The organism is Nocardia sp. NPDC059154, assembly GCF_042755705.1.
GTDB lineage: Bacteria > Actinomycetota > Actinomycetes > Mycobacteriales > Mycobacteriaceae > Nocardia.
Genome location: NZ_JBHZCS010000214.1, coordinates 1 through 1128 on the forward strand (window position 1 = coordinate 1; position 1128 = coordinate 1128).

Annotated in this window: 1 protein-coding gene; it reads right to left on the reverse strand. The window is 68.1% G+C overall.

Annotation, left to right across the window (positions count from 1 at the left end; translation table 11 throughout):
• The coding region (locus tag ACFXN1_RS51890) for an ATP-binding protein (protein ID WP_379464201.1) at window positions 1-1128 on the reverse strand (1128 nt) is incomplete at both ends.

The window sequence follows — 1128 nt, forward strand, 5'->3', positions numbered from 1 at the left end:
ACGCCCGGACCTGGTCGGTTGTCGAACGTGCGCAGGGATGGGCCAGGGCGCGGTCGAGCCAGCGGCGGCCTTCACCGAACAAGCCACGGAAACTCCAGAACACGAAGGACGCGGCGGTGATGCGCAGCCCCGCTTCGGCTGACTGCTCGGTCTGGTCGGACATGCAGAATTCGAGCACCGCACGGATGTTCGCCTGCTCGCGGTCGAGCCGGGCCATCCAGTCGAGTTGCCGGTCGCTGATCAAGTCGGCCTCGGCATCGAGCACCAGCTGTCGGTACCAGTCCCGGTGCCGACGCTGCAGATCCTCGTCCGCGCCGGCCTCCCGCAGCTTGTCCTGCCCGTAGGCCCGCACGGTGTCGAGCATCCGGAAGCGGACCGCGCCCTCGGGTTCTTCCCTGATCACAATCGATTTGTCCACCAGCCAGGACAGCACATCGAGCAGCTCTGCCGCCTCGGCATCGGCACCGCACACCGCCTCGACGGCGTCGAGTTCGAAACCACCGGCGAACACCGACAACCGGGCCCACAGCCGCTGCTCGGCCGGGGTGCACAGCTGATAGCTCCAGTCGATGCAATACCGCAGGGCCTGCTGTCGTGTCGGCGCGGTGCGGTGGCCCCGGGTGAGCAGCGCGAACCGGTCGGTGAGCCGCTGCAGAATCTGGTCCGGCGACATGGTGCGCATCCGAGCCGCCGCGAGTTCGATCGCCAGTGGCAACCCGTCCAGCCGGGAACAGATCCCGACCACCGCGGCCTTGTTCTCCTCGGTCAGCGCGAATCCGGGCACGACCGCCGCGGCGCGATCGGCGAACAGCATCACCGCATCGTATTTGCGCAGCTCTCGCAGCGTCGGCTCACGGCCGGCGGCAGGAACGCTCAGCGGCGACAGCCGCCGCACCGCTTCGCCGCCGATATCCAGCGGCTCGCGGCTGGTGACCAGGATCCGCAATCCCGCACACTCCGACAACAACGTCACGGCCAGGCTTGCCATGGACTCGGTAACCTGCTCGCAATTGTCCACGACGAGCAGGGTTTCACGGGATCGCAGAAACTCGACCAGAGTGTCGTGGACCGGCCGGGCCGAATCGACCCGCACGCCCAGCGCGGCAGCGACGATGGGAGCCACCAGCG